This window comes from Bacillus sp. ILBB4, assembly GCF_035064545.1.
Lineage (GTDB): Bacteria > Bacillota > Bacilli > Bacillales > Bacillaceae_H > Priestia.
The window spans coordinates 1-25,457 of the sequence record NZ_JAIQVD010000003.1; the positions used below are offsets into that span (position 1 = coordinate 1).

Here is a 25,457-nt window from a genome sequence, read left to right on the forward strand (position 1 = left end):
ACAAAAAAATGGTTTAACATTATGGTGAAAAATAAATGGTTAGAACAACCACCACTTGCTCCTAACAGAAAAGAAATAGCAAAAGAAAAATAATAAAATCTAATATTTTGAGCGAACTACTCAAGAAGCTGTAAAATTTCCATCCTTTAATGAAATTAATGTAGCAGAAAAAACCTACCTCTTTTGAGTGGGAAGAGATAGGTTTTTTCTGTTTTTAAAGTGTATAAGATATACACCCTTAGCTAAGTCGGGTAAGTTAGGGGCATCACTGCCCCTGCCTCCCCTAAGAACCGTGCCAGTCCCTTTCAAGACACATCGGCTCAAGCCTGCTTTTTGATATGCATGAATTCTTCTTTAATTGAACATTCTATTTAAGAAACCCTTCAATACTCATTTTAGTATATAAAGATGGATTTAATATAAATGAATCATAAATTACGTAAAGTATTTATTCCATTCTTCGTTGTTTCTATTCTTCCCTTTGTTATTATCTTTTTTACCGATTATTTAGTTCGGATAACTAGTAGAAAGTAATTTATACTCTTACTGGATAATGAATAGTATTTTGAGCAAACTACTCAAGACGCCGTGAGGCATCAACTTATTTTTTATCTCATTTGCATCACTCTAATACTTAACAGAAAAAACTCCCTTCCGCCTGTGGAGTTTTTTCTGTTTTTAGGCTGTATATGATATACAAAGGTAGTTAACATAATACCTCTTACAGGAACAAAAAAGCTCTTTAAATAAACAAGAATATTTTTTCTAATGTAAAAATGTATAGTTTTTATTTGTTAAATGAATGCAGGGTAGTGGTTGAAGGAAAATAACTATATATAAGAGAATGTATTGCAGGGGAAAGAAAATAGATTTATGACATTATCTGGAAGGAACCTTTACATAATTTTGATTTTTTTTGTGAATAGATTGGGTTTCTATGTGAACGTCATTTTCCTTTTCAAATCATTTAAATGCCTTTTATTTCTCCGTCATTAATCGAATAACTCGCATGGATGGAGGAGGTTAATGAATGGGATACTGAACAATATTTATCCATGGAAAGCTGGATGGCACGAATGACCTTCTCTTCAGGAAGATCTCCTTCTAATGCATAATGAATATGGATTTCTGTAAACTTTTTCGGATGGTCGTCTGCTCGCTGCCCTTGCACATCTATGTAGAATTTAGTAGGATTCAACCGCATTTTTGTCAAAATAGAGATAATATCAATTCCCGTGCAGCCCGCAACCGCATTAAGGAGTAATTCAGTCGGTCTTGCCCCACTATTCGTTCCTCCTACTTCTTCGGCAGCATCCATTTTGATTTCATGCCCGGATGGTGTTGTACTCGAAAATGCCATTTTTCCTATCCAATCTATTTTTGTCTTCATTGGTTGAACCCCCTCATTTTTCTAAATAAATATTAATATGTAGTCATTTGTAATTTTAGTCCAATTCACCTAATAACGTCCCCAATTTGCTTTGACTTTAAACTCTTTGTTCATAAAAAGAAAAAAACAGACCGATAAAAGTCTGTTCAGCTTGTCAGGAAAGAGTAAAATGTATAAAAGGAAAAGAGCATAATACTAGAGCTTATTCGGTGCACCCCGGCACTATATTGACAGACCTATCCAGACACATGTCTGCCGAAGAAATCAGGGCTTCTGGTGCTATCAAGATCGATGGGGAAATGACATTCGCAGAATTAACTGACGAACGCAAAACACCGCAAGAAGGTGCCGCTACAATCGTTTGGAGCGCTGTTAGTAGCCAGTTAGATGGATTAGGCGGGGTGTATACTGTCAAAACATTGACATCGCGCCTCTATCGCCCCCAGATGGCGGCAAACCGGGTACTCCGGGCGTCTGTCCATGGGCAGCAGACAAAGAGGAGGCTAAAAGGCTCTGGACATTGAGCGAACAGCTTACTGTCGTGTTGTTTTTATAATCAAAACATTAGAATTAGCGAGAATAAAGCGAAGCAGATAACGAACCATTTTAACACTTTGATTAACAGATCATTTTTCATAAAAATTACCCGTCAGGTATTTTGCTCGGTGGGTGATTTTTTATATCAATTCTTTCCTCATTTTATCTAAGCGACATATGTATACTCTATACAACTTAAAAAGAGAAAAACCACGGGCGTATATAAGTGGCTTTTCTCTTTTGAAATTCTATTTTATTTTGATACTCATATCAGTATCTTGAGTAATTTGCTCAGGTTTCCATCTAGTCATACGTTTAAAACTAGAGATAAAATACAAATTTACTCTTAAGTAGGTATGTTTTACAAGTCAGTGCTTCTTTAAATAGAGACTTCTAAAAATCGTGGCAGTCTTTTTTTACGGAACGAACGTCTCTGTTGAATGGAAGAATGTTAAAGTGAGAATAATGACACTATAATATTGCTAGTAATTTTATCTCTATTATATCTTCAGGGAGGAAAGTTCATTGCTTCATGAACCCACTATATTATTATGAATACATGGGAAGAAAAAAAGAAAATAAACCGTAAAAAATTAACAGTTAAAAATATTGTCAAAAGAGCTTTTTTCATTACTATTGGTTCACTTATTATGGCTTACGGGTTAGAGGCTATCTTAATTCCAAATCAAATTATTGATGGTGGCGTAACGGGCTTGTCCATGATATTAAGTCATATAACACCCATCAACCTTAGTATCTTTCTAATAATTTTAAACTTACCTTTCTTTTTCCTGGGATATAAGCAAATTGGACGTATCTTTGCTTTTAGTATGTTATATGGAATAGTCGCTCTTTCTATAGCTACTTCTTTCATGCATGATGTTGACTCTATTGTACATGATAAGTTGCTGGCGGTTGTTTTTGGAGGTTTGGCATTAGGATTCGGTGTCGGTTTGACAATTAAAAATGGTGGCGTTTTAGATGGTACAGAAACATTAGCGATTTTAATTGAGAAGAGGGCACCATTTTCTGTTGGTGAGATCATCATGTTTGTTAATGTAATTATCTTCTCAATTGCAGTCTTTGTGTTCGGATTAGAAAATGCTTTATTTTCTATGCTTACTTATTATATTGCCTTTAAGACCATTGACGTTGTAGAAAAAGGTTTGGAAGGTATGAAATCCGTGTATATCATAAGTGATAATAATACTGAGATTGCGGAGGCTATTACAGAGCAATTAGGTCGGGGAGTAACTTATTTACATGGAGAGGGTTCTTATTGTGGCATAGATAGGCGTGTTATTTTATGTGTTTTTACAAGGCTAGAGGAAACAAAGCTAAAAGATATTATTAGAGAGTTAGACCCTCAAGCATTTATCATTACTTCGGATATAGCTTCAGTTCATGGTGGTCGATTTAAGAAAAAAGATATTCATTAATATCTCAGAATTCCTATTTCCCTTCAAGTTTATTGGGCGATGCCTGTCTGAAGCTCAAAAAGTGGGAAAAGGCAAAGGATGTTCTTGATAAGGAGATCGTGAAACAAGTGATTATGACTAAAATACATTATTTTACAGTTGATAAAACCAACTGTAATGATTAAAATTACAGTACAGCCAGTAGGTAATAGGGGAGGAAAAACACTGTAAATATTTAATGCTAAACTGTAATTTTTTTTATTTCATTTAAACCCTGAAGGAACAAGTATTCAGCAGAATAATAATTAAAACGAAGTTTTATCAACTAATAATAGTTCACCTAAGCGCATATTTGCCAAAATATTTTAAAAGGAGTGTGCAAAAGTATGGTAAATCTGTATTTGACACCAAGCTGTACTTCTTGCCGTAAAGCAAAAGCTTGGCTTGAGAAACATCATATTGACTATATTGAAAGAAACATAATATCTGATCCTCTTACAGTCAATGAAATTAAATCTATTCTTCGCTTGACAGAGGATGGGACTAACGATATTATTTCAACCCAATCAAAAATCTTTCAGGAATTAAATATAAATGTTGAATCTCTTTCGCTTAATGAATTCTATAACTTAATAATGAAGTACCCCCAAATGTTGCGCCGGCCGATTATACAGGACGAAAAAAGATTACAGGTTGGATATAGCGAGGAGGAAATACGTAGATTTTTGCCTCGCAAGGTTCGCAATTCTTTGAACACCCAATTACAAAAAGTGGCTAATTAATAATTTAAGTTTTTGAAAGGAGGAAAAAAGAGATGATTCAAGTATTCGTTACAGTTAATTATAAAGATAGAAATTATCAAACCAATGTCCTTGTCAAAAAAGAACTTACTTGGGAAAAAATTAAACAGTTAGCAGAAGAACAAGTAAAAAAGCAATGGGATATTTAAATTTATAATTCCATTGTGAAACGATGAAGAAATCTACTTAGAACAAATACTTGACAATCTAATTTGTAATATTTATCATTACAGTATGTTGATAAGTATTTAAAAACATACTAGAAATACAGAAATTAGTAAAAAAATGATTAGTTGTTTTTATTTTAGGAGGCCGGACATGAATAGTGATTTTACACTTGCCATTCACAGTTTAATTTTTCTTGCGCTACAGCCGGATCGGATGGCAACTAGCGATGCTATTTCAGAAAGTGCCTGTGTTCACCCAGTACGAATTCGTAAAGTCCTAAGTTTGTTGAAAAAACATGGCTTTATAAAATCAAAAGAGGGAGTTGGCGGTGGATTTAAATTTGCTTCGGATCTAATTGAAGTTAATCTATGGGATATTTATAAGATAACCTCTGAAGGTTCACTTCAGCCTAAATGCCCTGAATCAAATGAACATTGTATTGTGGGAGCAAACATGCAAAGAGTCCTATTTTCAATTTTCTTGGGTGGTGAAGAACATTTGGGTGAATATTTAAAGAAATATACACTGAAAGAAGTAGTCGATCTTATTAATGAAAAACAGTAAGAAATTTCGAAGAATAATATGATTGACTACTCTTTTATAATTAAATTGTAATAAAATAAATTACAGTTTTAGCTAAATTTAAAATATGATGGTTATAACGTAAAGGAAGAAAATTTCTCAGCAGTTGAAACACTCTTCCTATATTTTAGATACTAAACTAATACAAGAAGGTGAAGGGAATGTTGTCAAACAGTAGCTCCGTTTTAAAAACAGGTGATTGGATTAAGGGTAAATCACGGAAAGGAGAATTAATAATTGGTTATATTGAATCACTAAATATTTCTCAAGGAGTATTTAAGGTGAATGTTATCACAAGTGACAATCAAGAAACCGTTGGTAAAACCATTCCTATTTTAAGTAATCAGGTTAAGAGTCTGCCCGTTTCAAATGTGATAAACAAGGAACAAATTCTATTTTTAATAGACTTGGCATTATCAACAGGGGATGAGGACTGGTTTATTGAACTTTCTTCCAAGTTGAATTCAATTAAGCAGCTTGTTAATGGGGTAAATTAATGATAGAAATTCTTTTTAGATACTAACTGTAAATTTTAGTATTACACTTGAAGAGGGAGATAATAATCTGCAAAAGAACCTGTAGTTTTACTCTGTTGGATCCATCGATTGTTCAGTATAGAAACATACACCTGATATTACACAATATGATTCAAATGTCTTCAACGATGAAAAAAGATGCCATTTATTCTTTAAAGGAAGTATTTAGTACCTATGAAACTAGTTTGACTACATTAAAAGATAGCCTAGAAAAAAAGGAATAGTGGAAAAAAATATTTAATAAAAGAAAAACAAAAAGCCTTAGGGTTGAACTATGCCCTATAAAATGGACAGTCTAAAAAAGACCTATAGATTATACAGCTAACCGATGGCTGGTTTTTTAGTATCTTTTTTTCGATGTAATGATTTTGTCTGGATTATGGAGGGTGTTAAATTATAAACCTTTTCCAGTTATTTCTGATGATAGAAGTGGCAAAATAATAAAAAGAAATAAATCAATAGCCCGGAAAGGGTGTTTTTATGAAGGTATTTAAAGATATCCATTCAATAATCGGAAATACTCCAATTGTAGAAATAAACAGCTTTTCTTTGCCGGAAGGTGTCCATATTTTTGCCAAGCTTGAATTTATGAATCCAGGAGGAAGTGTGAAAGACCGATTAGGTCAGGAGCTTCTAAGAGATGCAATTGAAAGCGGAAGGTTAAAAAGAGGCGGAACTATAATTGAACCAACCGCTGGAAATACTGGGATTGGTATAGCCCTTGCTGCGCTAAACCAAGATATAAATGTGATCTTTTGTGTTCCTGAGAAATTCAGTACAGAAAAGCAGCTAATTATGAAGGCGTTAGGAGCAGAAATCGTTCACACCCCTACTGAAAAGGGTATGAAGGGAGCTATTGAAAAAGCTGCAGAGCTGGTGGAAGAAATCCCTGGTTCCTTCTGTCCTCAGCAATTTTCCAATCCTGCCAATCCTCAAACGTATTATAAAACCCTTGGTCCTGAAATCTGGGACCAGATGGATGGAAAAGTGAATATATTCGTTGCTGGAGCTGGATCTGGCGGGACCTTCATGGGTACGGCTAAATTTTTAAAAGAAAAAAATAAGGAGATCAAAACGGCAATTGTTGAACCTGAGGGTTCAATTATCAATGGCGGGCAGCCAGCACCTCATAAAACAGAAGGGATTGGAATGGAATCGCTGCCTGATTTCATGGACCCGTCTTATTTTGACTACATCCATACTATTTCTGATCAGGATGCCTTCAGTCTTGTAAGTGAACTGGCATTAAAAGAAGGACTATTGGTTGGAAGTTCATCGGGTGCAGCTTTTAAGGCTGCTCTTATTGAAGCTGAACATGCGGCTACGGGAACGAATATTGTTGTTATTTTTCCAGATGGAAGTGATAGATACTTAAGTAAGAATATTTATGAAGGTGGGATTTAAGATGAAAAGGAAGACAAAGCTTATTCATGGAGGGATCAGCAGTGACCCGCATACTGGTGCAGTTTCAGTGCCAATCTACCAGGTCAGTACCTACAAACAGGAAGGTGTAGGGGGACATAAAGGTTTTGAATATTCACGTACCGGTAATCCAACAAGGCAGGCTCTTGAAGAATTAATAAAAGATATTGAAGGCGGCACTGCCGGCTTTGCTTTTGGTTCGGGAATGGCTGCTATTACAGCAGTCATGATGCTGTTTAATAAAGGAGATCATGTCATCATGACAGATGATGTATATGGCGGAACATTCCGGGTGATGAGCAAAGTGCTGAATCGATTTGGAATTGAATCTACCTTTGTAGATACAAGCAACCTGAAAAATATCCACAGTGAGATACGTGAAAATACTAAAGCTCTTTATTTAGAAACACCAACCAATCCGCTTTTAAAAATTACAGATATTGAGGCAGCTTCCAGTTTGGCAAAAGAAAACGGTCTGTTAACCATTGTTGATAATACTTTCTCCACCCCTTACTGGCAAAATCCAATTGAACTTGGTGCAGATATTGTATTGCACAGTGCCACCAAATATATTGGAGGACATAGCGATGTGGTAGCAGGTCTTGTGGTTGTAAACACCGAGAAGCTTGCACAGGATCTCCACTTTGTGCAAAATTCTACAGGTGGTGTACTGGGACCTCAGGATTCATGGCTATTAATGAGGGGGATCAAAACCTTGGGTATCAGAATGGAAGAGACAGAGGAAAATACTGCAGCTATTGTAAATTTCCTGACTCAGCATCCTTCTGTCAAAAAGGTATTTTATCCTGGCCTTGAGAACCATCCAAACCATGAAATTGCCAAAAAACAGGCCAGAGGTTTTGGAGGAATGGTGTCATTTGATGTGGGCAGTGGGGAAAAAGCAGATCATCTATTAAGTAAAATTCATTACTTCACTTTAGCTGAGAGTCTTGGTGCGGTTGAAAGTTTAATATCCGTGCCGGCCCGCATGACACATGCATCCATTCCAGTGGAGCGAAGAGCAGAGCTCGGCATTACTGAAGGTTTGGTTCGCATTTCGGTAGGGCTAGAGGATGTAGAAGATTTAATTGAGGATCTTCGAAAGGCGCTTGAGTAAACAACCAATTATTTTAAAAGCAGTCCAAGACAAAAAAACTGTTTTTGCCATTTGTCATGGACCACAAGTGTTAATCGATACAGACCTTTTAAAAGGTATCGACATCACTGGCTATAAATCCATTGGCAACGATTCGAAAAATGCTGGTACAAATTATAAAGACGAAGAAGTTGTCATTAACAAAAATATTGTAACAAGTCGAGAATCAAAAGATATTCCAGCATTCAATCGTGAATCACTAAAACTTTTAGCTAAATAACAATGGTGATGTAAAAACTTAAATATTTTTAACTTGCGGATTCTTTAATCAGAATCCGCAAGTTGATTAAACAAACGTATGAATAAAGGAGGTATTTCATTGTCATCATTAAAAGGAAAAAGAGTGGTTGTTTTAGGAGGTACATCTGGTATTGGTTTAGCCGCTGCTAAGGGGTTTTTCGATGAATCCGCTCAAGTCATTATTGCTAGCCGTTCTACTTCAAAATTATCTGACGCAAAAGTGAAGATTGGTGGTAACGTAGAGGGCTATGAAATCGACTTTCGCAGCGAGGAAAAGGTTGCTGACTTTTTCAAGAAGGTTGGAAAATTTGATCACCTAGTGGTGACTGCAGGTGAAGGCGCAATGGGTCACTTTAGCGAACTGCCTGTTGCAACAGTAAGAGAGGCTTTTGATAGTAAGTTCTGGGGGCAGTATATTTCGGTTCGTGCTGCTCTTCCATACTTGAATAATGAAAGTTCTATTACATTAACTTCGGGTGTATATGGTGTGCGTCCTCCTCAAGGTGCAACGACTCTAGCTTCCATTAATTCAGCAATCGATGGATTAGTACGAGGACTTTCAGTAGACCTGGCACCTATCAGAGTAAACGTGGTATCACCTGGTATTGTTGACACTCCTCTTTATGGGGGAATGTCAGAAGATCAAAGACAAGTTATGTACCATGGGATTGCTAAGCAATTACCTGTCGGACGTGTTGCTCAACCTAAAGATATAGCTGACACCTATGTTTACCTAGCGAAAAATGGGTTTACAACTGGCACATCGGTTCTTATCGATGGAGGAGCTCATCTGATCTAATCCATTGATATCAAAGTCGATTGATAAATTGGTTTAGAATAGAAGTGGTGAGGATGGCCTATGAGTGTCAGACACTCATAGGCCATCCTCACTTTCTTTGTTTTTTTGCACAGACGGAAGCAGAAATGGCCATATCATGCAATAAAGAATGGAGTTGTTGGTTAAGGGAATTCTAAATATATGCGTACTTTATACGTAGAGACGTTAACAGTCTACTTCTATGATAACCAGATACATAAAAGAAAGGGTCGAGCCTAATGGATGAAAAGAAAAGAGCGGAAATTAAAAATGCATTAGCCAAACACGTGGTAACCCTACCTGACGGCACTTCTTTACCTAGTGTAGGACAAGGAACATGGTACATGGGGGAAAATCCCCAAGTGAGAGACAAAGAAATAAAAGCCTTGCAGCTCGGCGTAGAATTGGGCATGACACTTATTGACACTGCTGAAATGTACGGAAATGGCGATTCTGAACGCTTAGTTGGCGAAGCCATTAAAGGACGCAGAAATGAAGTCTTTTTAGTCTCAAAAGTGTATCCCCATCATGCAGATTTAGATATGATTTCAAAAGCATGTGAAAACAGCTTAAAACGACTCGGAACAGACCACTTGGACTTATATCTTCTTCACTGGAGAGGACGTGTTCCATTAGAGGAAACAATTGAAGGAATGGAAAAACTACGTGAAGAAGGGAAAATTTTAAGATGGGGCGTCTCTAATTTTGACACGGTTGATATGGAAGAGCTATGGAACACTACGAACGGGAAAAATTGTGTGACGAACCAAGTGCTATACCATTTAGGTTCAAGAGGAATCGACTTCGATCTCTTACTATGGCAGCGTGAACATAACATGCCAATCATGGCCTACAGTCCCCTTGCTCAAGGAGGCTCTTTAAGAAGACAGCTTTTAAACGATCCAACTATTCATGATATTGCTGACAAATACAATGTCCAACCATTACAAATCGCTCTTGCCTGGACCATCCGTTCGAATAACGTCATCGCTATTCCAAAAGCGGTTCAAGATGAACATGTTTTAGCAAATGCTGAAGCAGCAACAATTGAGTTTACTGAAGAAGATCTCAGTAGAATTGATCAAGTATTTCCTAAACCCACTAGGAAAATGCCATTGGATGTTATTTGAAAATTCACTTTAAAAAAGGACTCTTGTTGGAGTTGCTGACAATCTAATAGGAATTTCAAAAAAACTGTGTAGAATTTATTCCATACAGTTTTTTTATCGGGGGAATTTAATATCCTTATCGAATTATTCTCGCATCAAAACCCTATTTAGTTAGTTTTTGTTTAATGTTAATCGTTAAAAAGAGAAAAGGGACATACAAATATATGTCAGCTACACTGTAAGAAAGCGACTTCTTGTCGCACTATAATGTCTCTTAAAGGAACCAAGCAAAAAATGAACCCATGCAGGACAAGGGTTCGGAGTAGGATGACTTTTATCGGATATGTAGCTTCTTATACATCTTTGGCATACTAACGCTTTATTAGGAGACGAACGAGAAAAAATGTATAAAAAGCGCATGTTTTATACATATCCTCGTCCCTATAAAAATAGCCCAATTCGGTTCCATAAAAGCGATGATAGTAACTTCATAAAAGAAATAGTTAATTTTTATGTTGATATGAACTTCTTGCAATATCAAGGAATACTTGAATGACAGGGGATATCCACTTTCCTTTATGCCAAATCATCTGAGAAACAAAATTAATTTCTGTTAGATCTAAAGATAAAGAAACTAACTTACCTTGTTCAAGCTCGGAAGCAACAGAGATTTCAGGAAGAAAAGCAATTCCCATTCCAAGCATGGCACACTGTTTGATGGCTTCCACACTATCAAATTCAAGGGTTGTAAAGTCATTAGCTCCCTCACGAACAAGTAGTCGATCAAATGTTGTATGATATGTGCATCCTTTTTCATTTAATAAGAAAAACTCTCCTTGAATGTCATCAAAATCAACTTTGCTCTGACTTGCAAGGGGATGGTTAGGAGCAACTAGGAGACGAAAGCTCTCTTCACGAAGAAGCTCAATATTTAATCCATTTGAATTTACAGGCTCCTCTAGTATAAATACAACGTCCGTTTTCCCTTCATAAATAGATTGTTTTAGGTCGTTAGAAGGTGTTGGACGGAAAATCACACGTACGTTAGGATATTGTTTCCTGAATTCATGCAAAATGGCTGGAAGCAAATAAACACATAAAATTTCATTTGCACTAATGGTAATGGTGCCAGTCATATTTTCACTATCATTCACATTATTTTTTGCTTCCTCAACATCATTTAAAATCCTTTCTACATACTTATAGAAACGTTCGCCAGCATCTGTTAATATAATTTGTTTGTTTAAACGATCAAACAGTTTTACCCCCAACTCTTCCTCCAAGGATTGAATTTGCATGGAAACATTTGAGGGAACATAGTTTAAAGCCTCTGCAGCTCGACTAAAATTCAGTGTTAGAGCAACCATTCGAAAAGTCACTAGTTGACGTAACTCCATCTGTTTTACTCCTTTCGAAAATACCCAATCATTCGTTCATTTTTTTACATGTACTTCATCATCTCATGATTACATTTTATTAACAATTTTAGATAAAAATACGAATAAGGTTGAGCCTATTCTATATCAATTTTGTGGTTGAAAAAATAAAGCAAGAAGGCTATAGATTCATACTTCGTCTATAACCACCTTGCCAATTTTTTTTATATAATTCCCTTTTAAAGCATTTTATTTCTTGTAAGAAATTCTATTTATAAGAACCTTTGATGACATTTCAATAACTAATTTTTATCTTTCAAACTTTATTATTCATCTTCTTTCTTTTCCAACCCTATCGTTACGAAAGTAAGAAGAACACCTAATAAAACCATAATAGAGGCAACCCAAGGTGTGTGATTTAACCCCATGATATCCGTAGTAAGTCCACCTACATATGAGCCTAATGCAATTCCTCCATTAAATGAAGCAATATTAAGAGATGAAGCAACATCTACAGCGCTTGGCACATAACGTTGAGCTAGGGTTAATACGTATGATTGTAATACAGGAACACTCATAAATGCTAACAGTCCCATAGCTACAACTGTAATAAGACCAACTACTTTAAACGGCGCAGTAAATGTGAAAATCAATAAAATAATAGCTTGTACAATGAACATATAAAGTAAAGCTTTAAGTGGTTTTTGATCTCCGAAACGTCCCCCGATAGCATTTCCAATTGCAATAGCTATACCGTATATAAATAAGATAATACTTACGTTCTTAGCATCAATACCCATGATTTCCTGAAGAATTGGCGAAAGATACGTAAAGGTTACAAATGTACCACCGTATCCTAGAACAGTAACTGCTAAAACCAACAAGATTCTTCCGTTTCTTACTAACTTTAATTGATCTTTATAAGATGGAGGTGTTTCTGTTTTTAATTGTTGACTTGGAATTGCAATAGCGTTAAGAATAAGAGCAATTACACCAATAAATGCAATTCCGTAAAAAGGAAATCTCCAACCGAAAATATCACTGATGTAGGTCCCTATAGGAGCACCAATGGCAGTGGCCAACGTGAATCCTCCAAATACAAATGCAATGGCACTTGCTTGACGGTTTTTAGGAACAAGACTTGCAGCAACCGTTGAACCTATAGCAAAAAACACGCCATGTGCGAATGCTGATAGTATACGTCCTGTTAGTACAATACTGAAAGTAGGAGCGATAGCCGTTATAATATGCCCTATAATAAACAGAACGATAACGGATAATAACACTTTTTTTCGTGAAATTTTAGCCGTCAGAGAAGTTAAAATAGGACCTCCTATAGCAACTCCTAGGGCATAAATGGAAACAATTAATCCAGCTGTCGATGTTGATATAGTAAATTCCTTGGCGACAGCAGGAAGGACACCTACGCTTATGAATTCTGTGACTCCTACACCAAAGAATGTTGCGGCCAAAGCAAATAGTGCAAATGTGTTTCCCTTTGACTTCGGTAGTGAATGTTCATGTCCACTCATGTAAATACCTCCTAAGATGTGTTTGATTGATTTCTTATATAGAATAACATTGCATTACCATCAATAACAGTGAAGGTAATTGATGATAACATTCATTATTTTTGATGATAAATGTTAAGTCGTTTTTGGACAGATAAAAAGAAAATAAAAAGTTTTTAAAGTGTTGAAATTTGTATTGAATGATTCGTTGTATGTAAAACTAAAGTTAATTCCTTCAAAGCGTATTTCTCTGCATATTAGATATATAAATTTGGTGTTTTTCTCCATAAAAATAGTGGATCTTTCATTTAATGAACAAATTATGACTCTAAGATGGTTACTTAATCGAGCTTGTTACTTGTTTTATTCCAGTCAGTCAATATTACGTAGAAATTAGAGGGAAGAGGGATAGAATAGGTTGATACGGTATAACCTATATGATTTTCTTAAGTCTTTTAGTAGGATAAACAAAAAAACTTGCTTCAGGTGAAAAGTAAGTTAAAAGAAAGATAATTGATTTTATCCCTTTAGCGTTTTGAAACAAAATTAAATTCATAGTACGTAAAAGTATACGTTTACGGACTTTTCATTTAGATAATAAAACTATCTTTTTACCGTTCATTTAAGTTCGTAAATCAATTACGAACGTATTCTAAAACACACATACTTATACGAACGTTTTTGATGAAATAAGTTAGAAGGGAAAACGCAAAGAAGCCTATGTATTTATTAGAATTATATAGGCTTCTAGTAATTAACATTAATGATATATATATATAGTACTAATATTATTATCTCAGTAAATGCTTCATCTTTTCTTCTGTCCCATTCTCCTGACGAGTCTGATAAACGGTTACTTTTAATTGGGGTGCATCATAAACTTGGAGCGTAATATGATCCATAATCATTTTTCCTGCCACAGGGTGAATAATAGTCTTTTTTCCACACGGCGTTCCTAAAACTTCATGATTAGACCACCATTCATAAAACTGAGGGCTTTTGTCGCTAAGCTCACTGATCATAGTTTTAAACCAATCATCTCCTACGAAACGTGTGTAAGCTAAACGAAATTGAGCAATTAATCGTTGAGCATGATCTTCCCAATTTTGAAAAAGGTTTTGATATTCTTTGGAAGTAAAGCAGCGCCACACTGCATTGCGATTTCGTTCGTCCATTTCATGAAAGTCCCCAAATACCATCACAGCAGCTTTATTCCAGTCTACGATATTAAGTTTTTCGTCTGTTACATAGGCAGGGCAATGACCTAATTGGCTTAATAGATTTTTTACAACGCGATCTATATTTTCTCTTTCATTCTGTACGGTTGCAGATGGAAGCGGCTGATTGCCTAATAAAAATAAATGCTCCATTTCTTCTTTGTTTAATTTAAAAATACGAGATATGGCTTCTAATACTTCAGAAGATACTTGTATATCTCGTCCTTGTTCTAGCCACGTATACCAAGTTATTCCGACTCCTGCTAGTTGAGACACTTCTTCTCTGCGTAATCCTTTAGCTCTTCTCCTCGGTCCAATAGGCAAATTAAAATCTTTTGGAGACAATCGTTCTCGTCTTATCTTTAGAAAATCCCCTAGTTCTTTTCTTCTTTCTTTATCGCTTACCATGATTTTACTCCTTTTTGTAGGTAGTACTTTTACTACTAGTATAACTAGACTCCTATTACCATTATAATCCTTATTTTATGATCTAGGTAAGGGAGGTGAAACAGATGATAGTAAAAGATAGCGAAAAGACGTCTGATATATCAAAAGGATTAGTTCTTTTAATGGCTACGGTTTGCGGGTTTACAGTGGCTAACGTCTACTTGAACCAAACTCTTTTAGTAAGCATGTCCGCTACTTTTCACATTTCTGCAGCCAGCATAGGCATTATAGCTGCCTTAGCTCAAATTGGATATGCACTAGGAAATCTCCTTTTAGTACCGTTAGGAGACATCTTCGAACGAAAAAAATTGATTTTGTTTTTATTATTCGCTATATGTATCGTTCTCGCTTTAAACGCTTTATCTATTAACAAAACGTGGATGATGGTTACAAGCTTAGCATTAGGAATCGTAACGGTTGTTCCTCAAATTATTGTTCCATTGGCTGCGAATATCGCTTCAGATCATAATAGAGGAAAAGTTTTAGGGAATGTCGTCATTGGATTAGTTTGTGGTATTTTAGGCGCTCGGCTTGTTAGTGGTTTTATTGATGTTCATTTTGGATGGTGAATGGTGTGTTGGACGTCTGCTGTGGCTACACTTTTTATGATTTTTCTAGTTTACGTCTATTTTCCAAGAAGTAAAGGAGGAAATGCCACCAGTTATAAACACTTGCTCATGTCGTTAGGTCCGCTATTTATAAAAGAAAGAGCCCTGCAAAAAGCATGTGTAAGTCAGAGGATGATGTTTGCTTCTTTTAGCGCATTTTGGACCACGCTTGTCTTTTTATTACATACACATCCCTATTCGTATGGAAGTGACATGGTGGGGGTAATAGGGTTAGTCGGAATAGCGGGAGCGTTTGCTACGCCGATTATCGGACGTTTAATTGATACAAAAGGGGAAAAGTTTGCAAGTCTTTTGTGTATGTCCATATCTTTACTTGCTTTTATAGGTCTTATACGAGGAGGGTACTGGTTACCTGGATTAATTTTAGGAGCTCTCCTTATAACGGTAGGGACTCAAGCAAACCAAGTTGCCTGTCAGTTTACTATTTTCCAATTAGGAGAAGAGAAAAGAAGTCGATTAAATGGATTATATATGGTTTCCACATTTTTAGGCGGGTCCCTAGGATCTTATGTGGGTTTACTTGCATGGAGTAAATGGCAGTGGTATGGAGTCTGTGCCATAGCCATACTGATGTTAGCCATTAGTTGTTGTTCTTTAATTCCCATGAAAATCCCTAAAAAAACAATAGGAAATTTAATGAATAAGAAAGGAAGTAATATGTAATGGGAACACATACAGATAACTTTCAACGAGGATTAGATATATTAGCTAAGATTGATCCAGAGAATTACGAGGATATAATGGCAGGCTTTGAACAGTCAGCTCTCCCTGATTTAGGAATGCTAGCTGTAGAGTTTAATTACGGACAAGTTTTCTCTAGACCAGGGTTAGACTTAAAGTCACGGCTTCTTGCTGCAGTGGCTGGCCTAACTGCATTAGGTAATACGGAACAGCTGAGATTTTATATAAACGGGGCTTTGAATATTGGGTGGACACAGGAAGAAATTTTAGAGGCAATTTTACAAATGGTCATTTATGCTGGATTTCCTGTAGCTTTAAATACAATTTTGACAGTTGCTAATGAAGTCTTTTACGAAAGAAATGAAAAGGAGAAACAAAATGATTATTGATAGTCATGCACATGTGGTTTTACCAATAGAGAAACATATTAAAATGATGGATGAAAGTGGAATAGATAAAACCGTATTGTTTTCTACTCTTGTTCATCCAGAAAAAAGCAGCAACGTTAAAGAATTTACAACCGAAATGAATAGATTAAATCAAATTCTAAATAACGAGGTGAATCCCGTAGAGGCACGCTTAAATGCGCTAGAAGAAGTAAGCGGTGCGCTTAAGCAATATCCAAATAGGTTTGTAGGGTTTGGTTCAGTTCCTCTTTCTTATTCTCCGGGTGATGTCACCTTAAACGACTGGGTAGAGAAACTTGTCAAAGGGCAAAAGATGAAAGGTCTCGGAGAATTTACTCTTGGTCCAGGTCAAATTCCATTGTTAGAACCTGTATTTAAAGCAGCAAGTGACTATACGTCTTTGCCTATCTGGGTACATACTTTTCATCCTTTGAACTTAAAGGATATTCAGGAGTTATTTCTTCTCACTCAAAAATATGAAAATGTGCCGGTTATATACGGGCATATGGGCGGAATTCATTGGCTACAAACGATAGAAATGATAAAAGACACTAAAAATGCTTACTTAGATATATCTGCATTTTATACAACATACGCCTTGTCTTTGGCTATAAAAGAAATACCTGAAAGAACGTTATTTAGTTCAGATTTTCCATATGGAGATCCATATTTAAATTTACAGGCTGTTAAGCGTCATACATCTAGTCAAGAAGTTGCAGACAGAGTGGTAGGTGGGAATATCTCGAATCTGCTTCATATATAAATTCAGCGTTTTTGTTTGATGTTGTGTTGTATGGGATAACTAGCAGTGAATTTTAAAATTATTTTCTGCCTTGAAATAAAAAAGGCAGCCAAATAGAGGGCTGCCTTTTAAACAAAATTGGACAACTAGAATTACGTTTTATTGTTACATATGATGAATTTCATTTGAAATATATCATATTTTGTAGTCCTTCAGTTTCTTAATTCCTCTCTCGTAGATAACTTTAAAGACTCACATTATAAAATCTACTTACTTAATTTTGTTTATTGCTAACAAGAGTGACATGCGGAGTTTTACCTTTTGATTTCCTAGATGAAAGATAAACGCCAGTAAAGATAATAAGTAGTCCAATGACTACGTTTGGAGTAATTGTCTCTCCCAGTAGTAAATAACCCCATACCATGGCCGAGGCAGGGATCAGGTAAGTAACCGTTGCTGCTAATTCAGGGCCACCATTTTTATTGATATAAAAGTAGATTAACTGACCCAATCCTGAGCCAAAACAGCCGAGACCCACAATTGCAAGAATCGGAAGTGGATGAATCAACAAATCTAATTTGAATGGTTCGGTAATCAGCATCCCAACTAAACCGATGATAGCACCTGTTAGTAAGGTGAAAGTTGTTATAGTTAGTACGCTCACCTCAGACAGAAACCGTTTTGTTAACTGCCCAGCAAGCCCATAGCAGATACAAGCAACAAGCATTGTTCCAATCCCAACAAACCCTTTCCCGAAAATCTGACCAAATTGAAAATTCATAAGGACGAGTATCCCGAAAAAACCGATAAGAATACCGATCCACTGACGTCCGGTAAGTCGATAAGAAAAAAGAATAAATCCGATAAGACCTGTCCAGATCGGAGTGGTCGCATTCAGAATAGAGGCAGTTGTACTGTTTATCTCAGTTTCGCTTAAGGAAATTAATCCCCACGCCAAACCACAGTTAAATATACCAACAACAATCAATGCCTTCCAGGGTAGTTTCTCTTTAACTTTTCTACGCTTCCACCATAGAAACGGGAGCAAGATGATAGCACCTGCTAGACAACGAAAAAATACAATTCCCCATATTCCAGCTGAGGGAAGCAGCCACTTCATAAATACAAAAGATAAACCCCAAATTAAACTAAGCCCAATTAAGGCTCCATACAATCGAAACATAATACACCTCCTTACTTCACTTATTATGGCAAATTTTGTTGATTATTTCATTCCGAAATTTTGCTTTGTAGAACATTTTCTCATAATTTTTATTATCTCAATATCTTTCTTTAGGTATATAAAGTATTTCTTTTTTAATAATAAATTCGACGTTACTCATAGGAATAATTCGGAAAGCTTTAGAGTTTTTATTGAAAACGGAACATTCGTTCTTGTATAATATAGAGAACGAATGTTCTTTTTTGAAAGATTCTTTCGATCGATTATGAGTAGCTACCAAATAGATTCATTATATGTATCGACATGCAGGCAGTCCTTGCTTTGTTTTTTCTATATTAAATGCAAACGTTGAAGAAGGGCATTTCCTACATTTGAAGAATAGTAACACCATTAAATGAATTGAAGGTTGACTGTATGATTACTAGAGCCACAGATTAAAAAATTGAATAGGAGTGTTCCTTGATGACAAACAGTAAAATGAATCCTAAGGTTGATGAATTTTTAAGTGAAGCTAAAAAGTGGAAAGAAGAATATGAGACGTTGAGAAAGATTGTTCTTGACTGTGAGTTGACCGAAGATTTTAAATGGATGAACCCTTGTTACACGTTTGAGAAAAAAAACGTTGTTTTAATGCATGGATTTAAAGAATATTGTGCACTGCTGTTTCCTAAAGGTTCTCTGTTACAAGATTCTCATGGTATTCTAATCCAACAAACGGAGAATGTACAAGGGGCGCGACAAATTCGGTTTACCAATGTGCAAGAAATAGTTGAAAAGGAAGCCATCTTAAAAGCTTATATTTATGAGGGCATTGAGGTGGAAAAAGCCGGATTAAAAGTCAAAGCTAAAAAGCCTGAAGAACTCATTATTCCTGAAGAGCTACAGCACAAATTTGATGAAATACCTGCTTTAAAAAATGCTTTTACTACATTGACTCCAGGACGGCAAAGAGCATATATTCTTTATTTTTCTGGGGCCAAACAATCTAAGACTCGGGAATCAAGGATTGAAAAATGCATTCCGAACATTCTTACTGGAAAAGGATTAAATGATTAGTACATTTTATTTAAAACATGGCTAAGATAAATTGTTAATGTATTTGAGTTAAAAATGAAGTAGAGCTAAGTGAACTGACTGATATTCCATTTGTATAAAAGTAGAGTAGATTAAAAAAATTTTTATTTGAGGAGAAGATTCTATGGAAGTTTTTGCAGAATATTTAGCGCGTATAGATAGCCCTGACCACCGTGACCGAACAGAGGAGGTTTTGGCTTGGATTGCTAATACTTTCCCAAATTTGGAATCACAAATTAAATGGAATACGCCAATGTTTACCGATCATGGAACATTCATCGTCGGCTTTGCCTCAGCGAAACATCATTTGAGCGTTTCACCTGAAGAAACAGGCATTGCGCACTTTAATCATGACATTGCTCAGGCTGGATACAGCGCTACCAAAGGCCTGTTTCGAATTTTATGGACTGAGCCAGTAAACTATGAATTACTTAAAAACATAATCGAGTTTAATATTTTAGATAAGAAAGACTGTGCAACTTTTTGGCGGAAATAAAAAGCAGATTATGAACGGAGAAGAAGGAGGATACAGAACGGTGGACTTTGAAATGGTTATGAAAGAACTTGAAGCGCTTGGTACGGAACGAATTAAAAAGACTTACATAAACAATGGTGCACGCGATCCGCTTTTTGGAGTGGCAACAGGAAAAATGAAGCCGGTTGCAAAGGAAATCAAGAAAAATCAGGCTTTGGCTGAGCAGCTTTACGCTTCTGGCAATTACGATGCTATGTATTTTGCTGGTATCATTGCAGACCCAACAGAGATGACTGCGGAGGATTTTGAGCGTTGGATTGATAAAGCGTATTTTTACATGCTGTCCGATTATGTAGTTTCAGTAACTTTGTCAGAAACCGATTTTGCGCAAGTTGTTGCTGATAGATGGGTGGCAAGCGATGAAGAACTTAAAATGTCGGCAGGTTGGAGTTGTTACTGCTGGCTTTTGGGTAATCGTCCTGACGATGAATTTAGCACAAGCAAGATTGCAGATATGCTTAATCAAGTGGAAAACACGATTCACGATTCTCCAGATCGAACGAAATCGGCTATGAATAATTTTATCTATACAGTCGGTATTTCATATTTGCCACTTCATGAGAAGGCGCTTGAAACTGCAAAGGCAGTAGGTCCAGTCGAAGTTAAGAAGGATAAGAAAAAAAGTAGTATTCTTCTTGCCTCCGAAAACATTCAAAAGGATATAGATAGAGGACGGCTTGGTTTCAAACGCAAACATGTAAGGTGTTAGCATGATGTGTAATGGAGCTACACTATCGGAAACGAGACTAACAAGCATTTAATAATAATTAGTTTACTATACGTAGGATGTTTTGTTCCTTCATAAACCATCCGTTGAAGAAGTGGCAGGGGATAAAAGCTAAAAAAAATCTTGGGAAAAGGAGAGATTAAAGATGAACATCCAAAAGGAAAATCTAAGAATCTGTCATAAAGGACACAAATATTATAAAAGCAGTAACTGTCCGACCTGCCCAACCTGTGAGCAAGAAAGCAAACCTGACAATGGATTTCTTTTAATGCTATCAGCACCAGCAAGACGAGCATTAGAAAACAATGGGATAACTTCTTTGCAGCAGTTATCAAAATTTAGTGAAAAAGAAATATTACAATTTCACGGTATGGGGCCGGCTTCTTTACCTAAACTTAGAACAGCTTTGCAGGCCAATGGGTTAGCCTTTAAAAATTAAACATTAAGGATAGTTAAAGCAAGAATTAGATCTGGATAAAGTGTACGAATACGCTGAATTTCCGGATATGGAAGGATGTTAAGAGATAAATAGTGGGAAAAAGAAGGATTGGAGATTTAAGTAATGAATAACAAACTAGGTAAAGCGTTAGCGTTACGAAAGAATGGAAATTACAAAGAATCTAACGAATTGCTAAGTGAATTAGTTAAGGAATTTCCAGACGATGCTTTATATAACTATCAATGTGCTTGGAGCTTTGACATATTAGGAAAAGAAGAAAAGGCGGTGCCCTTTTACGAAAATGCCATAAAGATAGGATTACCTTCTAAGGATATGGAAGGTGCAGTATTGGGATTGGGCAGCACATATAGAGCCTTGGGGGAATATGAAAAGTCAAAAGAGACATTTTTGAAAGGTATGGAATTATTCCCAGATAATCATGTAATTAAAGTGTTTTATTCCATGACCTTATACAATTTAAAAGAACATAGTCAAGCGATGGAACTGTTACTGAAGTGCTTAATAAATACGACAAATGACAATGAAATACTAAGTTATAAAAGAGCCTTAAATTTCTATTCAGATAAACTGGATCAGACTTGGAAGTAGCTTATAAAATTCACTGAATATAAGTTCTTTTCCTGAAACGAGGAGAGGACTTTTTTTGTAACAATACTGGCAGGCTTCCTGCGATAAAATGACTTTTTAAAATTATAGATTGTGAAGAAATACATTTAAACTATAGGGGGCGTTTGTTGAATAAGAGAGTCCTTACATATTATATATGTCTAATATGTAAGGAGCCCTATATGAATTACATTTGAAATAGGAGATCTTTGCTTTGGATCGTGTGCTTCTTTCTTTGTTGAAGCACTTATGTTTGAACCACTCTCTCCTTATTAAACTCTTGTTCAATTAGCTTATCCATTAGAAAATGATAAAAAACGTGATAATTCGTTTTAGTTAGTTTGTCCAGTTCCTGGTGAGTGATGATATTATGTTGGATTAGTAAACCTATAGCAGCTGATATACAATTTACTTTTAAATCTTCTTCCCCTAACATATAAATCACCTTCCCTTATTTACTAAGTAACCCATTCTATATAATAGGCATACTTAAGACACGGACTTATATAAGCTCTTTTCTCAAATTATTGCTCTCGTGCTTATAGAAAATGATAATAAAATGTTCTCAACGCTTTTTGATGCATACTGTTATCTTTATATACTTCGCTTTCTTTTCCTGCAAAAAAACAAAATGATTTAAATTTTCCCTCATTTTGGAATGTTGCATTTGTTTTTAACAGTTAGAGAAGCTTTTGAGCGCTCAGTATGTATCTGAATGTCAACATCAAGAACTTATGAACGCCATCCAAGGAAAGTGAATAATGGAATTTATTTTAATTAGTTTCTATTATTTAGCTTATGTAAATGCGAAATAAATGTGGTTTTCCTTTAAGTAAAAAAGGAAATTTTAACTATGTCATAAACTTCCCTGTAGGTAATTATTAAATTATATAGGGAAATTTACATCTCAATAAAATACCGTTATTATAAGTTAGTGAGGTAGAAGTATGAAAGAAACCAATAGTAAGAATTTAAAATCTGAAATTATAAAAAAGCACGAGATATTATTTGCAAAGAGATTGGAACTTGAGAGTGAAGCAAGCCGTTTGATGTTAGAAATTAATTTATTAGACGCACGGAATACTCTTGATAAAGTAAGTCAGCTAAACCAAAAGATAGATGATATAACCTCTGAAATGGATTATTTGAAACAAGCCCTTGAAGCCATCAATTAAGCTATATATCAAAGTGTAACTAATTCTATATAAGTATAACCACGAGCAAATTAGAAAAAAGTGATCCACATGGAAGAGAAAGAACAGTAAGAAATAAATCTTACTAAAGTGTATGAATACGCTGAATCTCCAGATAAAATCTTATCAAGACCTAAATCATAAATAGTCTAATTAAACTATAGTGATAAACCTACTTAGTCTAATTAGACTATTGTAAACAAAGAAAGAAGGCGTTTCTATGAAATCTGTATTGTTAATTGGACAATCAAATATGGCAGGCAGAGGATTTATTGAGGATGTACCGCCGATTTATAATGAGCATATACATATGTTACGAAACGGTAGATGGCAAACGATGGCAGAACCACTTAATTTTGATCGTCACATATCTGGTGTTGGGCCGGCAGCCTCTTTTGCTCAAGCTTGGACAGAGGATCATCAGGGCGAGTCCATTGGGGTCATACCATGTGCCGAGGGAGGAAGCTCAATTGATGAGTGGACAATTGACGGACTATTAACCAGACACGCGATTTCTGAAGCAAAATTCGCAATGGAAACAAGTGATTTAGTGGGAATTCTGTGGCATCAAGGAGAAAGCGACAGTTACGGAGAACGTTATAAGACGTATGAAGATAAATTGCTTTCATTATTTAAACATTTGAGAGAAGAATTGAATGCACCAGATATCCCGATTATTATCGGTGAGTTGGGACATTACCTTGGAGACGTCGGATTTGGAAAAAGCGCTGTAGAATATAAACAAATAAACCAGATATTATCTAAAGTTGCCCATACTGAAAAAAATTGTTATTTTGTAACATCAAAAGGCTTAACAGCAAATCCAGATGGCATTCATATTGATGCCGTCTCCCAAAGAAAGTTTGGATTAAGATACTATGAGGCTTTTTCAAAACAAAAGCATGTTTTAGATGTTTTATACGTTGAGCATGAATGGATTGAAAAGGAAGCAAAGCGTGAACTAACTAAAAATGAACGTATATTTGTTGAAAGCATGAAGTTTGCCTTGGGACAATTAAGTTTTGAAGAGTTTTCTATTAATATCTCTACTATTAATGAAAGTAAGTAAAGCAGAATTAATCCCATTTTATGAGGAGAGATCAATTGATTCCACTTTTAATCTTAGGTTTGTTAAAAGAAAAACCCGATTCATATGGATATGAACTTTTGGCAATTATGAATGAGTGGAGTTAGTATAGATTTGTTAATTATTAAAACTAAAAAAAAGAGAATCCTTTAAACAGGAATTCCAAAAAGCCCGTATTCAAGACACGCAAATTTTTCAAATGCAACTAGTGAAGAAGTTGCAGACAGAGTGTTAGGTGGGAATATTTCAAATCTGCTACATATATAAATTCAGCGTTTTTTGTTTAATGTTATATTAGGTGCTATAAGAAAGACCTTGAAAGGTGTGTTTCAAGGTCTTTTTTATAGTTATTAAGATTGTTGGTTTTCCACTGTCTCTAATTTTTTATAGTGCGCAATCTTTTCTTCAATTCTATGCGAATTTAACTCTAGTTCCTCTATCTTGCCTAAGACATCATTATAATGTTTCTCTAACAATTCCTTTCTTGCCGTAATAGTAGAATCTCCTTTCTATCGCAAATCAGAAAACTGCTTCATTTTAAGCATAGGCATTCCTGTAACACGTAAACGAATTAAAAACTGAATCCAAGCTAGATCAAAATCTGTATATTGCCGATATCCGGTTTGGGCTCTTTGCACATTTTTTATTAATCCAATTTTTTCGTAATAACGCAAAGTATGTGTAGAAAGACCGGTCATACTTGCTATTTGTTGAATACTGAATAAATTTTCCATATTAATTATTATAACATGAGAAATAAAATGCTTGCTTTAGAGCGCGCTCTAAAGCGTAATATCTAACTTGTAAATAAAATAACTCAGTTGTAAGGAGAGATTCAGTTGATGAATGAACGTTACGAAAATGGTTGGAAAACGTTAATGGAGGTAGATGGAGAGGGTGGAAAACGAGTAATTGAATCATTAAAAGACATTGCTCCAGACCTTGGGAAATATGTCATTGAATTTGCCTTTGGAGATATTTATACAAGAGAAGGACTTAACCTGCAGCAAAAACAACTGGTTACGATAAGCTCGCTCACGACACAAGGAGGGTGTGAACCACAATTAAATGTTCATATCAACGCTGCGCTTAATGTAGGTCTCACACCACATGAAATAGTAGAAGCCATTACTCACTGTATTCCATACACTGGCTTTCCTAGAGTGTTAAATGCTATTTTTATTGCTAAACAAGTTTTTACAGAAAGAGAATTAACCGTAACTTTGAAATAAAGGCATATGTATATAAGGCAAGTCGATTTTAATTGAACTTTTAAACAGAGGTACGTCTTGATTAGGATAAACCACAATAAATCGTAGTAGTACTCCGAAAAACACGATTTGTGATATGAGGTTAACCTTAGAATAAATAGACTCCTTTTTTAGTGAAAGAAGCTACCTAAAGGTA

General features: G+C 35.5%; 25 protein-coding genes and 4 pseudogenes. 22 read left to right on the top strand and 7 right to left on the bottom strand.

Going from position 1 to position 25,457, the window contains the following annotated elements; genetic code table 11:
- Positions 1 to 93 (top strand): annotated as a pseudogene (locus LAV82_RS11795) (DUF3231 family protein); the annotation flags it as partial.
- 874 nt (positions 94 to 967) lie between these two features.
- On the opposite strand, the gene LAV82_RS11800 reads toward LAV82_RS11795, so the two are convergent.
- On the bottom strand, positions 968 to 1,390 hold the full coding sequence (locus LAV82_RS11800) for an OsmC family protein (RefSeq protein WP_057234481.1): 423 nt from the start codon (positions 1,388 to 1,390) through the stop codon (positions 968 to 970).
- 1,088 nt (positions 1,391 to 2,478) lie between these two features.
- Here LAV82_RS11800 and LAV82_RS11805 point away from each other — a divergent pair.
- From LAV82_RS11805 to LAV82_RS11850, 10 genes and pseudogenes are all read left to right on the top strand, one after another.
- Positions 2,479 to 3,366, top strand: a complete 888-nt coding sequence (locus LAV82_RS11805; protein WP_016766672.1) for a YitT family protein — start codon at positions 2,479 to 2,481, stop codon at positions 3,364 to 3,366.
- Positions 3,367 to 3,731: 365 nt separating this feature from the next.
- Positions 3,732 to 4,127, top strand: coding sequence for a transcriptional regulator SpxA (gene spxA, locus LAV82_RS11810; protein WP_057234483.1), 396 nt, complete (start codon positions 3,732 to 3,734; stop codon positions 4,125 to 4,127).
- 32 nt (positions 4,128 to 4,159) lie between these two features.
- Entirely contained in the window at positions 4,160 to 4,294 is a 135-nt protein-coding gene (locus LAV82_RS11815) for a BA3454 family stress response protein (protein ID WP_098548470.1), read from the top strand.
- 169 nt (positions 4,295 to 4,463) lie between these two features.
- Positions 4,464 to 4,877, top strand: coding sequence for an RrF2 family transcriptional regulator (locus LAV82_RS11820; protein ID WP_211077633.1), 414 nt, complete (start codon positions 4,464 to 4,466; stop codon positions 4,875 to 4,877).
- A 179-nt stretch (positions 4,878 to 5,056) separates the two neighbouring features.
- Complete coding sequence (locus LAV82_RS11825; protein ID WP_098548468.1) at positions 5,057 to 5,392, top strand: IDEAL domain-containing protein; 336 nt, start codon at positions 5,057 to 5,059, stop codon at positions 5,390 to 5,392.
- Positions 5,393 to 5,911: 519 nt separating this feature from the next.
- Positions 5,912 to 6,835 (top strand): PLP-dependent cysteine synthase family protein, encoded by a 924-nt coding sequence (locus tag LAV82_RS11830; protein WP_499716139.1) that lies wholly within the window; start codon positions 5,912 to 5,914, stop codon positions 6,833 to 6,835.
- A gap of 1 nt (position 6,836) precedes the next feature.
- Positions 6,837 to 7,970 (top strand): bifunctional cystathionine gamma-lyase/homocysteine desulfhydrase, encoded by a 1,134-nt coding sequence (locus LAV82_RS11835; RefSeq protein WP_057234490.1) that lies wholly within the window; start codon positions 6,837 to 6,839, stop codon positions 7,968 to 7,970.
- A gap of 22 nt (positions 7,971 to 7,992) precedes the next feature.
- Positions 7,993 to 8,229: pseudogene (gene yraA / locus LAV82_RS11840) on the top strand (cysteine protease YraA); the annotation flags it as partial.
- 99 nt (positions 8,230 to 8,328) lie between these two features.
- The gene (locus LAV82_RS11845; RefSeq protein WP_499716140.1) at positions 8,329 to 9,048 is read left to right on the top strand and encodes an SDR family oxidoreductase; all 720 of its coding nucleotides are present in this window, start codon (positions 8,329 to 8,331) and stop codon (positions 9,046 to 9,048) included.
- Between the two features lie 257 nt (positions 9,049 to 9,305).
- Positions 9,306 to 10,196, top strand: a complete 891-nt coding sequence (locus LAV82_RS11850; protein WP_499716141.1) for an aldo/keto reductase — start codon at positions 9,306 to 9,308, stop codon at positions 10,194 to 10,196.
- A 482-nt stretch (positions 10,197 to 10,678) separates the two neighbouring features.
- Here LAV82_RS11850 and LAV82_RS11855 read toward each other — a convergent pair whose 3' ends face one another.
- The 3 genes from LAV82_RS11855 to LAV82_RS11865 all read right to left on the bottom strand — a co-directional run bounded on the left by LAV82_RS11855 (position 10,679) and on the right by LAV82_RS11865 (position 14,687).
- Positions 10,679 to 11,572 carry a LysR family transcriptional regulator gene (locus LAV82_RS11855; RefSeq protein ID WP_057234497.1) on the bottom strand — a complete coding sequence of 298 codons (894 nt, stop codon included), beginning with the start codon at positions 11,570 to 11,572 and terminating at the stop codon, positions 10,679 to 10,681.
- 305 nt (positions 11,573 to 11,877) lie between these two features.
- On the bottom strand, positions 11,878 to 13,083 hold the full coding sequence (locus tag LAV82_RS11860; protein ID WP_499716142.1) for an MFS transporter: 1,206 nt from the start codon (positions 13,081 to 13,083) through the stop codon (positions 11,878 to 11,880).
- A 770-nt stretch (positions 13,084 to 13,853) separates the two neighbouring features.
- Complete coding sequence (locus LAV82_RS11865; protein ID WP_211077638.1) at positions 13,854 to 14,687, bottom strand: helix-turn-helix transcriptional regulator; 834 nt, start codon at positions 14,685 to 14,687, stop codon at positions 13,854 to 13,856.
- Positions 14,688 to 14,791: 104 nt separating this feature from the next.
- On the opposite strand from LAV82_RS11865, the pseudogene LAV82_RS11870 reads away from it, so the two are divergent.
- The 3 genes and pseudogenes from LAV82_RS11870 (at position 14,792) to LAV82_RS11880 (ending at position 17,206) form a co-directional block, all read left to right on the top strand.
- Positions 14,792 to 16,018: pseudogene (locus LAV82_RS11870) on the top strand (MFS transporter).
- A complete protein-coding gene (locus LAV82_RS11875) occupies positions 16,018 to 16,425 on the top strand; it encodes a carboxymuconolactone decarboxylase family protein (RefSeq protein WP_211077640.1) in 408 nt (135 codons plus the stop codon). Before LAV82_RS11870 ends, LAV82_RS11875 begins: the two are co-directional and overlap by 1 nt.
- Positions 16,415 to 17,206: an amidohydrolase family protein gene (locus LAV82_RS11880; protein ID WP_499716143.1), complete on the top strand. Its 792-nt coding sequence runs from the start codon at positions 16,415 to 16,417 to the stop codon at positions 17,204 to 17,206. Before LAV82_RS11875 ends, LAV82_RS11880 begins: the two co-directional genes overlap by 11 nt.
- A gap of 253 nt (positions 17,207 to 17,459) precedes the next feature.
- Here the strand turns inward: LAV82_RS11880 and LAV82_RS11885 are convergent, their stop codons facing one another.
- On the bottom strand, positions 17,460 to 18,368 hold the full coding sequence (locus LAV82_RS11885; RefSeq protein ID WP_057273720.1) for a DMT family transporter: 909 nt from the start codon (positions 18,366 to 18,368) through the stop codon (positions 17,460 to 17,462).
- A 462-nt stretch (positions 18,369 to 18,830) separates the two neighbouring features.
- Here LAV82_RS11885 and LAV82_RS11890 point away from each other — a divergent pair, with 462 nt between their 5' ends.
- The 5 genes from LAV82_RS11890 (at position 18,831) to LAV82_RS11910 (ending at position 21,752) form a co-directional block, all read left to right on the top strand.
- Positions 18,831 to 19,424: a YdeI/OmpD-associated family protein gene (locus LAV82_RS11890; protein ID WP_499716144.1), complete on the top strand. Its 594-nt coding sequence runs from the start codon at positions 18,831 to 18,833 to the stop codon at positions 19,422 to 19,424.
- A gap of 142 nt (positions 19,425 to 19,566) precedes the next feature.
- Positions 19,567 to 19,938, top strand: a complete 372-nt coding sequence (locus LAV82_RS11895) for an iron chaperone (RefSeq protein WP_211077644.1) — start codon at positions 19,567 to 19,569, stop codon at positions 19,936 to 19,938.
- Positions 19,939 to 19,978: 40 nt separating this feature from the next.
- Positions 19,979 to 20,686, top strand: a complete 708-nt coding sequence (locus LAV82_RS11900; protein WP_499716145.1) for a DNA alkylation repair protein — start codon at positions 19,979 to 19,981, stop codon at positions 20,684 to 20,686.
- Between the two features lie 163 nt (positions 20,687 to 20,849).
- Entirely contained in the window at positions 20,850 to 21,143 is a 294-nt protein-coding gene (locus LAV82_RS11905) for an RNA polymerase alpha subunit C-terminal domain-containing protein (RefSeq protein ID WP_035439088.1), read from the top strand.
- A gap of 123 nt (positions 21,144 to 21,266) precedes the next feature.
- A complete protein-coding gene (locus LAV82_RS11910) occupies positions 21,267 to 21,752 on the top strand; it encodes a tetratricopeptide repeat protein (RefSeq protein WP_499716146.1) in 486 nt (161 codons plus the stop codon).
- Between the two features lie 265 nt (positions 21,753 to 22,017).
- On the opposite strand, the gene LAV82_RS11915 is transcribed toward LAV82_RS11910, so the two are convergent.
- Positions 22,018 to 22,206 carry a hypothetical protein gene (locus tag LAV82_RS11915; RefSeq protein WP_013058291.1) on the bottom strand — a complete coding sequence of 63 codons (189 nt, stop codon included), beginning with the start codon at positions 22,204 to 22,206 and terminating at the stop codon, positions 22,018 to 22,020.
- Between the two features lie 511 nt (positions 22,207 to 22,717).
- On the opposite strand from LAV82_RS11915, the gene LAV82_RS11920 reads away from it, so the two are divergent.
- Together LAV82_RS11920 and LAV82_RS11925 are read left to right on the top strand one after the other, a co-directional pair.
- A complete protein-coding gene (locus LAV82_RS11920) occupies positions 22,718 to 22,945 on the top strand; it encodes a hypothetical protein (protein ID WP_013058290.1) in 228 nt (75 codons plus the stop codon).
- A 238-nt stretch (positions 22,946 to 23,183) separates the two neighbouring features.
- On the top strand, positions 23,184 to 24,032 hold the full coding sequence (locus tag LAV82_RS11925; RefSeq protein ID WP_211077648.1) for a sialate O-acetylesterase: 849 nt from the start codon (positions 23,184 to 23,186) through the stop codon (positions 24,030 to 24,032).
- A gap of 368 nt (positions 24,033 to 24,400) precedes the next feature.
- Here LAV82_RS11925 and LAV82_RS11930 read toward each other — a convergent pair.
- Positions 24,401 to 24,784, bottom strand: a pseudogene (locus LAV82_RS11930) (MerR family transcriptional regulator).
- Positions 24,785 to 24,892: 108 nt separating this feature from the next.
- On the opposite strand from LAV82_RS11930, the gene LAV82_RS11935 reads away from it, so the two are divergent.
- Positions 24,893 to 25,282, top strand: a complete 390-nt coding sequence (locus tag LAV82_RS11935; protein WP_061859386.1) for a carboxymuconolactone decarboxylase family protein — start codon at positions 24,893 to 24,895, stop codon at positions 25,280 to 25,282.
- Positions 25,283 to 25,457: the final 175 nt, after the last annotated feature.

Coding starts and splice junctions, on each gene's coding strand:
- LAV82_RS11880 (WP_499716143.1), top strand. CDS start 16,415: ATGATTATTGATAGTCATGCACATGTGGTTTTACCAATAGAGAAACAT.
- spxA (WP_057234483.1), top strand. CDS start 3,732: ATGGTAAATCTGTATTTGACACCAAGCTGTACTTCTTGCCGTAAAGCA.
- LAV82_RS11860 (WP_499716142.1), bottom strand. CDS start 13,083: ATGAGTGGACATGAACATTCACTACCGAAGTCAAAGGGAAACACATTT.
- LAV82_RS11875 (WP_211077640.1), top strand. CDS start 16,018: ATGGGAACACATACAGATAACTTTCAACGAGGATTAGATATATTAGCT.
- LAV82_RS11865 (WP_211077638.1), bottom strand. CDS start 14,687: ATGGTAAGCGATAAAGAAAGAAGAAAAGAACTAGGGGATTTTCTAAAG.
- LAV82_RS11915 (WP_013058291.1), bottom strand. CDS start 22,206: ATGTTAGGGGAAGAAGATTTAAAAGTAAATTGTATATCAGCTGCTATA.
- LAV82_RS11825 (WP_098548468.1), top strand. CDS start 5,057: ATGTTGTCAAACAGTAGCTCCGTTTTAAAAACAGGTGATTGGATTAAG.
- LAV82_RS11800 (WP_057234481.1), bottom strand. CDS start 1,390: ATGAAGACAAAAATAGATTGGATAGGAAAAATGGCATTTTCGAGTACA.
- LAV82_RS11850 (WP_499716141.1), top strand. CDS start 9,306: ATGGATGAAAAGAAAAGAGCGGAAATTAAAAATGCATTAGCCAAACAC.
- LAV82_RS11805 (WP_016766672.1), top strand. CDS start 2,479: ATGAATACATGGGAAGAAAAAAAGAAAATAAACCGTAAAAAATTAACA.
- LAV82_RS11935 (WP_061859386.1), top strand. CDS start 24,893: ATGAATGAACGTTACGAAAATGGTTGGAAAACGTTAATGGAGGTAGAT.
- LAV82_RS11895 (WP_211077644.1), top strand. CDS start 19,567: ATGGAAGTTTTTGCAGAATATTTAGCGCGTATAGATAGCCCTGACCAC.
- LAV82_RS11855 (WP_057234497.1), bottom strand. CDS start 11,572: ATGGAGTTACGTCAACTAGTGACTTTTCGAATGGTTGCTCTAACACTG.
- LAV82_RS11835 (WP_057234490.1), top strand. CDS start 6,837: ATGAAAAGGAAGACAAAGCTTATTCATGGAGGGATCAGCAGTGACCCG.
- LAV82_RS11910 (WP_499716146.1), top strand. CDS start 21,267: ATGAATAACAAACTAGGTAAAGCGTTAGCGTTACGAAAGAATGGAAAT.
- LAV82_RS11815 (WP_098548470.1), top strand. CDS start 4,160: ATGATTCAAGTATTCGTTACAGTTAATTATAAAGATAGAAATTATCAA.
- LAV82_RS11925 (WP_211077648.1), top strand. CDS start 23,184: ATGAAATCTGTATTGTTAATTGGACAATCAAATATGGCAGGCAGAGGA.
- LAV82_RS11890 (WP_499716144.1), top strand. CDS start 18,831: ATGACAAACAGTAAAATGAATCCTAAGGTTGATGAATTTTTAAGTGAA.
- LAV82_RS11820 (WP_211077633.1), top strand. CDS start 4,464: ATGAATAGTGATTTTACACTTGCCATTCACAGTTTAATTTTTCTTGCG.
- LAV82_RS11830 (WP_499716139.1), top strand. CDS start 5,912: ATGAAGGTATTTAAAGATATCCATTCAATAATCGGAAATACTCCAATT.
- LAV82_RS11905 (WP_035439088.1), top strand. CDS start 20,850: ATGAACATCCAAAAGGAAAATCTAAGAATCTGTCATAAAGGACACAAA.
- LAV82_RS11885 (WP_057273720.1), bottom strand. CDS start 18,368: ATGTTTCGATTGTATGGAGCCTTAATTGGGCTTAGTTTAATTTGGGGT.
- LAV82_RS11920 (WP_013058290.1), top strand. CDS start 22,718: ATGAAAGAAACCAATAGTAAGAATTTAAAATCTGAAATTATAAAAAAG.